Consider the following 8,810-nt stretch of genomic DNA (forward strand, 5'->3'; position numbering starts at 1 on the left):
GTCACCCCAATTGTAACTGGTTGTTAGCGCAAATGTAAACGCATAATGCGATGTGGAGGCGGGTAGCTTGCCGGATGCACTTGTCAGCTTCGTTTTCTCTCTGCTGTTAGCCTCCGGAGCTACCTTCTATGTGGCTTTCATGCGTGACAAACCCTCTGCCTTGCACACCGCGTTAGCCTTTGCGTTGAGTACAGCGACGGCGGCTGCGGTTGTGCCCTTCTACGGGGCGGTAGGGTGTGTGCTTTACCTCCCTCTCTGGGCAGCGGGGTATCTCGGGGGCATCACTACGGTTTTCGTGTCGTGGGTCGCGGCACAGGCCGTCGCTTATGTGCTAGGCGTTGCCCCGGTATGTTGGTGGTCATCATTGCTCGTCGGGCTGCTAGGCTGTGTTTGGTCCCGTATACCGCTGCGGCGGGGAGATAGAAGACGACTTGCACTTGCGGTAAGCGCGACAGGGATTTTTCTCCTGTGGCCGTTGGGATTCACTGCACGCCTGCTTTTACTGCTGGGTGTGCTCTTTCTGCTGCTCTTTGCGCGGGAACTGCTGCAGCGCAATATGTGGCGAGCCGTTTGGCAGCGGTACCTACACGATGGGGGACTCGTCATCCTCTACAGCGGGGGCGGCGAAGTGATGATGGAAAGCGCTGCTCTCGGGCGGGATGGACCGGCGGCGGAGGCTCTCAGGCGACACTCCAACGTTTTCTTTCATCAGCTCGGCAGCGTCGTTCCAATAGAACATGCGGGACGGCAGTTTCTTATGACCCTGTCGCCCGTCGCGTTGCCTACCGGTGAAGTAGGACGCCTCGCCTCTTTTCAGGACGTTACGCGCACGACCCGGGCTCTGCGTGAGAAAGCCGAGTTTTTTGCCCTAGCCACAGAGGGCTTTGGGGTTTGCACGACAGACGGAGAGCTCATCTTAGCTAACCAGGCACTCGAGGATATGTTGGGGTACACGCCTAGTGCTAATAACCCCTGCGTCATGGATTTTGTACACCCAGACGAACGCGATCAAGTCCGCATGCTTGCCGATACCTTGCGCTCTAGGCGCCGCGAACACGTGCGAGTAGAGGTGCGCCTCCGCCATCGCGGGGGCGAGTACAGGTGGGCAAATGTGGCGGGTGTGTTAAGCGAAGAAAAGGACGTCATTTATTTTGTCGTGCACGACACACATGCACGTTTCCTGCGCGAGCGCGAACTGACGGAGAGCTATCGGCAGGCAGTAGAACAGACGAAGATGCTCGCCATGGTCAAGGAAGCCATAGTAGTGTTTTCGCTTGCGGGCGTGGTGCGCTACTGGAATCGCGGAGCTGTGGAGCTGTATGGTTACACCGCTCGCAACGCGACTGCGCATGAGGAACCACTGCTGTTGGCTACGCGCTGTCCCTCACCTCGGGAGGAAATTATAGAGCTCACATGTCGGGATGGAAGTTGGCATGGCACCGTGGCACGCACCACAGCGCGAGGCGAAGGCAGGCTCGTCGAAGTAAGGTGGACTATTCTTAGCGAGGAGGGGGGCAGCCCGCGAGACATAGTAGAAATATCTAGCGACGTTACGGCTGCCCTGCGCGACAACCGCCGTCTTCAGCAATTAGCGACTATCGTCGAGAGCACCGATGACGCCGTGATTAGCCTTTCCCTTAAAGGCGAGACGCTAACCTACAACCGCGGCGCGGAGCAGATGTGTGGGTTCACCAAGGAGGAAGTGTGCGGCAGGCCTTTCCTAGAGCTAGTAGCAGAGGAGAAGTACCACGAGGCAGATGAAGCCCTGCGCGAGGCGGCGGCGGGGAGAAGTGTCAGCGACTGCCGTGACCTCTTTAGACACAAGTTGGGGACTACGCTGTGCACTTCGTCCTCCGTGTTTCCCATTACGGATGAGCGGGGCAAGATTAATGGTATATCGCTTCTCGCACGAGACGTAACCGCCGAGCGTGTTATGGAACGGGAGTCTGCCAGGTTAGAGCTGCTCTCGGTAATGGGGCAGTTAGCCGCAGGCATCGGGCACGAGTTGCGCAACCCCTTAACCACGGTACGTGGGTTTCTGCAATTCTTTGCCAGAAACAGTGACTTAGCTGCGGTTCACCCGCAGTTGGACATTATGCTGACAGATCTAGACGCTGCACATGAGATAATTTCTCAGTTCTTATCACTGGCGCGCGATTCTGGCGGTGTGGCAAAATGCCTTGACCTCAACCAAGTAGTGCGTGGGGTTCTGCCCATGTTGCGCGCGGATGCGCATATGCGCGGCTGCCGCGTATTTTTCTGCTGCCATCCTTTGCCCAGCCTACGCCTAGTAGAAGGGGATGTCTCACAACTCATCTTGAACTTAGCGCGAAACGGCCTGCAAGCTATGAACGAAGGCGGTGTCCTGACTATTAGCACGCGGGAGCGCGACGGCGCTATTCTACTTGAAGTAGCCGATACCGGTCACGGCATTGCTCGGGAAGTTGCGGAGAAAATGTGGATACCTTTCTTTACTACGCGTGACGGGGCAGTAGGTTTAGGCTTAGCAGTTTGCGAGTGTATAGCGACACGGCAAGGTGCACGAATTACGTTTGCGACCGGTGCGCAGGGCACTACATTTACGGTCGAGTTCGGCAGGGAGGATAAGGCATGCTAATGGCTTTGCGCTTGGTGCTCAACCTGCTCTTGGCGCTACTGGTATCCTTATTTGGGTCAGCTATTGTCTTGTCGTCTCGCCGAAGGCCAAACGCCTGGCTGTGGGGCGCGGTGTTTGGCCTAGCAATCTGTTTCACCATGATCAAGCCCGTGATGATTCAGCCTGGGTGGCTGTTTGACTTTCGCGCTGTCGTCATCGCTCTTAGCGGCTTTGCAGGCGGCTTGCCTACTTATCTCACCGCTGCCTCTATAGGCTCTCTCTATCGGCTCTACTTGGGGGGCGCCGGTGCTTTCCCCGGAGTGGCAGCGATATGTGCCGCAGGCTTAGTCGGTGTGTATTTTGGACGAAGGACCCCTGCGAGAAAGGGCCCATCGGTGACCAGCCTCCTAGGTTTGGGGACGCTATTGGCCATAATAACGATTTCGTTCACCTTGATAGGATCCCTGGTGTCGCGACAGGGAATAGTAATGACTTGGCCATTGGCCCTGCTGCTGCTTAGCCTGACGCCTCTGGGTACGGCCATGGCCTTTGTGGCTTTTGCACAGGTACACAAGCGGCTCGTCGAGCAAGCGACGCTTGAAGCTCTGGTTACCTCACTCCCTACCGGACTGACCGTCTTGGATGCTAAGGGACGCGTCTTGGCCACAAATCGAACAGCGAGATTAGTCGAGCCGTCGCAGCTTCCCCGTGTGACGGGAGAAGACCCGCTGCTAATTGACGGGCGCAAGTATCTAGTCGGGCGGCAACCATTAAGTATGCCTCTGGTGGAGTGTGGGGAACTCGTCACCGAAGACGATGTTACAGCTTGGCATGACGCCATCGAGCAGCTGCGCAACTTCTTTGAGCTAGCAGAAGACCTTATGGTTGTGCTTGGTCCGCAGGACGAGGTCTTGCATGCCAACCAGGCCGCTATTCTGTTTGGCCTGCAGCCAGTGGCGAACTTTTTAGACTTCGCGCACCCCGAAGATCGCGTCGGTGCCAAAGCTCGCGACAGCTTCTTTGAAGGCCGCTTTACTCGCACAGACGGTGCACTGCGGTGGCTGGCCTGGTCTTTTGTGACCGACGCGCCGGGTGGGAGGGTCTACGCCGTAGGGCGTGACATAACCGAAGACAGGAAGTATCTTGATGCCCTGCGCACTACGACGGCCCTACTGAAAGAACAGAGCCTCTTCTTGGAATTAGCCTTCGACGCCGTTATCGTACGGGACCTGAGCGGGAATATCACTTTCTGGAACAGCGGAGCCGTGCGCACCTACGGATATTCTCGCAAGCAGGCTTTAGGGAAGCAGTATCATGCGCTCTTTGGGGTTAGCTACCCAATACCTCTAGAGCAAATCGAAGCGGAGCTAGAGAGAAACGAAGAGTGGCATGGTGAGGTAGTTAGGTTTCACAGAGATGGCACAAAGATGTTGGTGTCATGTCACTGGGCACTGAAGCGCGATGAGCGACATCTTCCCGTTGCCATACTAGAGGTTAGCCGCGATGTTACCGAACAGGCAAATGCACGCCAAGCAACAGCGCATTTGGCGGCACTGGTGGAGCAGTCGCAAGACGCGATTATGAGCACCGATCTCTCCGGTCGCATCCTTACGGCGAACAGTGCCGCGGGAACCTTGCTTAGCTGTAACGCCGCGAAGGTTGTGGGGCAATCTGTGCTGGGGCTGGTAGAGCCGGAGCAGCGCAGTATTTTTCAGCGGGAGTTAGACCGCGTCCGTTTGGAGCGCGCTGCGCGGCGAGCAAACTTGAATTTCTATACGACAGACGGGGGTTTGGTGCCGGTGGCTATCACTCTGTCCCTGATGCCGAGTCAGCGCGGCAATGCGGACGGCATATCGCTGATTCTTCGCGACCTTACCGCCAAACACATCCGCGACAAAGAGATTGCGCGCCTCGACAGGCTGAGTTTGGCCAGCCAACTCGCTGCCGGCATCGGCCATGAAGTGCGTAATCCCCTTACCACTATTCGGGGGTTCCTGCAGCTGTTCTGTATGCGTGAAGACCTAGTCGGTTACACCGCCCAGTTTAAGCTGCTAATTGGCGCTATAGACCGCATGAATGAGACTCTTTCAGAGTTTCTCGCACTGGCCCGCAATCACCCCGTAGAGCTTCTGCCTGTCGACATCAATGCTGTCATCAGAGCTCTGCTGGGGTTACTTGAAGCCGATGCCCGACAGGCCGCGTGCGTATTAGAGTGCGAGCTAGAGCCTGTGCCGCATATCTCTGCCAGCGAGCGGGCGATACGACAGGTGTTAGTTAACCTCGTGCGCAATGCGCTGGAGGCTTCGTCCCCAGGCGGAGATGTCACGGTACGCACGGCATCTGTAGACGGGCGGGTAGTGCTATCCGTGCGCGATACAGGGGTCGGTATCCCTGCTGACGTGCGGGCGCAGATTGGCACGCCGTTTTTCACTACTAAGCCTGAGGGCACGGGGCTTGGGCTTACCGTATGTCAAGCCATTGCCCGCCAGCATGGAGCCACGCTTACCTTTGACAGCGAGGAAGGCGTGACGACATTCTACATGTCTTTCCCGCCCGCTCACTGACCTGTTGAGCCGAAGCCGCCCTTTCTGTCGGCCGGCAGGTACGGGGCAATGCTCTCCACTTCCGCGAAAAGAGCTTGCGGCACCCGCTGCAAGACCAGTTGGCATAGCCGCAACCCCGGCGAAACGACAAACGGAGTCGCGCCTGTGTTGTCTACCAGGACAAGGACTTCTTCCGCGAAGCCGCAGTCGATGGTACCGGGGCTATTGGCGATGCGGAGCTTAGTGTTAAGCGACAAGCCTGAGCGCGGCCGCACCTGTAGCTCGTACCCTCGCGGCACAGCGAACTTAAGCCCGGTCCGCACGGCTACCGTCGCCTGCGGCGGAATAACAGTCTCTTCTAGCGCATAGACATCCGCTCCTGCGTCGTCCACATGAGCATAGGTAGGGAGTTTCGCTGCCGGATGCAGCCGTTCTACCGGTACGGTGATAGTTTCTCGCATGATTTGCCTCCTTTTGGCTCGTGGTGAGGCGCATTGAGTTTGGCACTTCGCACTTCGCACTTGGCACTTAGTGGAGAAGACGATCACCGCTTACGGCTTACGGCTTACGGCTTACAGCGGAAAGCGGAAAGCGGCAAGCCGCTCCGCCGTTGCAGTTCATGATTCACGATTCACGATTCACGATTGCTCACCGCTCACCGCTCACCGCTCACCGCTCACCGCTCACCGCTCACTGCTCACCGCCCACCGCTCACCGCTCAAAGCCCACAGCTGGCGCCTGGCGGCTGGCGCCCGGCGGCACTCCCCAAGCGACAATCCTTCACCGTGACATCCCCCTCTTTTTTTGGTACCATGGTGCAAAGTAACTGGAAGGGGAATCCCGATGCGAGTCACCGATTTTATCAACCACCACTACCGCCACTTCAACGCTGCCGCGCTCAAAGATGCGGCGGTCGGTTACAGCGCGTTTTTAGCGTCAGGCGGCAAAATGCTCGTGACCCTAGCCGGGGCTATGAGCACGGCCGAACTAGGACTTTCTTTGGCTGAAATGATTAGGCAGGGCAAGGTGCACGCCATCAGCTGCACGGGCGCCAATCTGGAAGAAGACATCTTTAACCTTGTGGCGCACGACCACTACGTCCGTATCCCTAACTACCGCGACCTAACGCCATCTGACGAAGAAGGGCTGCTTAACCGCCACCTCAACCGCGTCACCGATACCTGTATCCCAGAAGAAGAAGCTATTCGGCGTTTAGAGCGCGCGGTGCTTGGGGAATGGCAGAAGGCAGACCAAGCGGGCGAGTCGTACTTCCCGCATGAGTTTATGTATAAGATTCTGCTGTCGGGCGCCCTTAAGGAGTACTATCAGATTGACCCGCGCGACTCGTGGGTCTACGCCGCAGCCGAACGGGGACTGCCCATGATTGTCCCCGGGTGGGAAGACTCTACCTTAGGCAACATCTATGCCGGACACGTCATTAAGGGCGACGTAAAGAACGTTCACACGGTGCGGACTGGCATCGAGTACATGGTCACCTTTGCGGATTGGTATCGTAAGACCACGGCAACCGCACCGATTGGCTTTTTCCAGATTGGTGGCGGCATCGCCGGCGACTTCCCGATTTGTGTCGTACCCATGCTAGAGCAAGACCTCGAACTAGAAGACGTACGCCTGTGGGGCTACTTCTGTCAGATTAGCGATTCAACCACTTCTTTCGGTTCCTATTCCGGAGCAGTTCCCAACGAAAAAATTACGTGGGGCAAGCTCGGGGTAGACACGCCGAAGTACATGATTGAATCTGATGCCTCTATAGTCGCGCCACTTATTTTCGCTTACGTGCTAGGCTGGTAACCCTTGGCACGAACTGCCGCAAACACACTCCCCGCCGATATAGGTCGCGGCGACAGTGACATCCTTAAGCGCACTGGGAGCGACTTGCGTCAGGTCTTCGCTGAGCACGACAAAGTCTGCTAGCTTGTGCTCGGTAATGGAGCCGCGGTTGTGTTCATGAAACGAGGCAAAGGCCGAACCTAACGTAAACAGATGAATAGCTTCGTCAAGCGTAAGCTTTTGTTCAGGCAGCCAACCGTCAGGTGGGTTGCCTGAGCTGTCTTGGCGCGTCACTGCGGCGTGGAGGCCAAGCAAAGGGTTGCAGTCGGCTACCGGTGCGTCAGAGCCGCCGGCGGCCGAAATCCCAAGTTGCAGCATGGTTTTCCACGCGTAGCTGAGCTTAGCGCGCTCGGTTCCGACGCGCCGCTCAACGAAGGAGTGGTCGTTAGCCACGAAAATAGGCTGAATGTCGCAGACCACACCTAACTCGCGACAAGCGTCAAGTATGTACCGGCTAGTAATTTGGGCATGGATAATCCGCGGGCGCGCGTCACTTGCGGGCTTCTGCCGCAGCATAAACCTAAACCCATCTATAAGCATCTCCATCGTGCGGTCGCCAATGGCGTGTGCCGAAACCTGCCAGCCGAGAGCGTGCGCTAAGGCAAACATCTCATTAATGCGCTCCTGCGTAAGGATGGCCACGCCGCGGTTCTCTGGGTCGTCGCTGTAAGGCTCGTTCAAGGCGGCCGTGCGTCCCCCGAGCGAGCCGTCGCACATGAGTTTTAGCGGCCCAAACTCAACCGTGTGAGCCGGGAAAACGTACCGCTCCCGCAGCTCGCGCAACTTCTCCACTTGTGCCGGCGTGGATACGCGCGCCTGGATATTGTAGCGGAGCGGAAATCGGTTTTCGCACAGGAGCTCCTGCAACGCTTCAAGCTTTAGCTCCGCATCCGCGAGTTCCCCGATATCGTCACTGGTAACACTTGTGATGCCATAGCGCAGCGCAGCCTGCGCGCCGGCAAGAAACATGCGCTTGTAGTCAGCTATATCCGCGGCGGGCAACAAGTTCCCGACGAGGCCAAGCGCGTTTTCCCGCAGGATACCTGTGGGTGCGCCGCTCGCATCGACGTCGATTTGGCCGCCGGCAGGTGCATCGGCCTCACCTGCGATTCCCGCCAGTTTCAACGCAATGCTATTGGCCACGGCCACATGCCCGCACACGCGGACAAAGTACACCGGGCGGTCAGCGGCGATTGCGTCTAGGTCGTGGCGGGTGGGCATGGCTTTGTCGTGGAATCGCTCCTGCGACCAACCGCGCCCAAGCACCCAAGTGCGATCAGGCTGCGACTGCAAAAAGTCTCGCCCTAGCCGGATAAGCTCTTGCCGCGACGTGGCGGAACCCAAATCGGCCTTCTCTTGCCCTGACCCAATGCTCATTAAGTGCATATGGCTGTCGTTAAATCCGGGCAGCACTGTCGCGCCACCGAGGTCAAATACCTCGGTTCCCGCCTGGCGCAAGGCCAGTACTTCTTGGTTACCGCCAACTGCGGCGAACCGTCCCGCCGTAACCGCAAACGCTGCCGCACGCGGCCGTGCCGTGTCTACCGTGATGACGTTAGCGTTGTAGAAGATTTTTTCTATAGTGGACAAGTTTGATTCCTCCCATTGTGGATTATCATTGGTAGAGGGGAGCGTGCTTCGTGCTTCGTGCTTCGTGCTTCGTAGCGTACGGCATACGGCTTACAGCTTACAGGGAGAAATCGGTTCCCCTTTCTGCTCACCGCTCACTGCTCACAGCTCACCGCTCAGAGCTGGCGGCCGGCGGCCACTCCCCAAGCGACAAGCGACAAGCCACAAGCCCCACCCCCATTGTGGTACAA

The 8,810-nt window shown here is 57.6% G+C and carries 6 protein-coding genes; 4 read left to right on the forward strand and 2 right to left on the reverse strand.

What is annotated here, in order from left to right:
• Positions 1-67 precede the first annotated feature (67 nt).
• The gene (locus KGZ66_08245) at positions 68-2,617 is read left to right on the forward strand and encodes a PAS domain S-box protein (GenBank protein ID MBS3985583.1); all 2,550 of its coding nucleotides are present in this window, start codon (positions 68-70) and stop codon (positions 2,615-2,617) included.
• Complete coding sequence (locus tag KGZ66_08250) at positions 2,611-5,160, forward strand: PAS domain S-box protein (GenBank protein ID MBS3985584.1); 2,550 nt, start codon at positions 2,611-2,613, stop codon at positions 5,158-5,160. Before KGZ66_08245 ends, KGZ66_08250 begins: the two co-directional genes overlap by 7 nt.
• Here KGZ66_08250 and dut read toward each other — a convergent pair.
• Positions 5,154-5,600 carry a dUTP diphosphatase gene (dut, locus tag KGZ66_08255; GenBank protein ID MBS3985585.1) on the reverse strand — a complete coding sequence of 149 codons (447 nt, stop codon included), beginning with the start codon at positions 5,598-5,600 and terminating at the stop codon, positions 5,154-5,156. The genes KGZ66_08250 and dut overlap by 7 nt on opposite strands.
• A 382-nt stretch (positions 5,601-5,982) precedes the next feature.
• Between dut and KGZ66_08260 the strand changes: the two genes are divergently transcribed.
• Positions 5,983-6,951 (forward strand): deoxyhypusine synthase family protein, encoded by a 969-nt coding sequence (locus KGZ66_08260; protein ID MBS3985586.1) that lies wholly within the window; start codon positions 5,983-5,985, stop codon positions 6,949-6,951.
• Here KGZ66_08260 and KGZ66_08265 read toward each other — a convergent pair.
• Positions 6,940-8,580 (reverse strand): amidohydrolase, encoded by a 1,641-nt coding sequence (locus tag KGZ66_08265; protein MBS3985587.1) that lies wholly within the window; start codon positions 8,578-8,580, stop codon positions 6,940-6,942. The two genes, KGZ66_08260 and KGZ66_08265, sit on opposite strands and share 12 nt — an antisense overlap.
• Positions 8,581-8,630: 50 nt before the next feature.
• Between KGZ66_08265 and KGZ66_08270 the strand changes: the two genes are divergently transcribed.
• A partial coding sequence (locus tag KGZ66_08270) for a hypothetical protein (protein ID MBS3985588.1) occupies positions 8,631-8,810 on the forward strand: 180 nt, incomplete at its 3' end.

The organism is Selenomonadales bacterium, from assembly GCA_018335585.1.
GTDB lineage: Bacteria > Bacillota > UBA994 > UBA994 > UBA994 > UBA994.

Coding starts and splice junctions, on each gene's coding strand:
- dut (MBS3985585.1), bottom strand. CDS start 5,600: ATGCGAGAAACTATCACCGTACCGGTAGAACGGCTGCATCCGGCAGCG.
- KGZ66_08250 (MBS3985584.1), top strand. CDS start 2,611: ATGCTAATGGCTTTGCGCTTGGTGCTCAACCTGCTCTTGGCGCTACTG.
- KGZ66_08260 (MBS3985586.1), top strand. CDS start 5,983: ATGCGAGTCACCGATTTTATCAACCACCACTACCGCCACTTCAACGCT.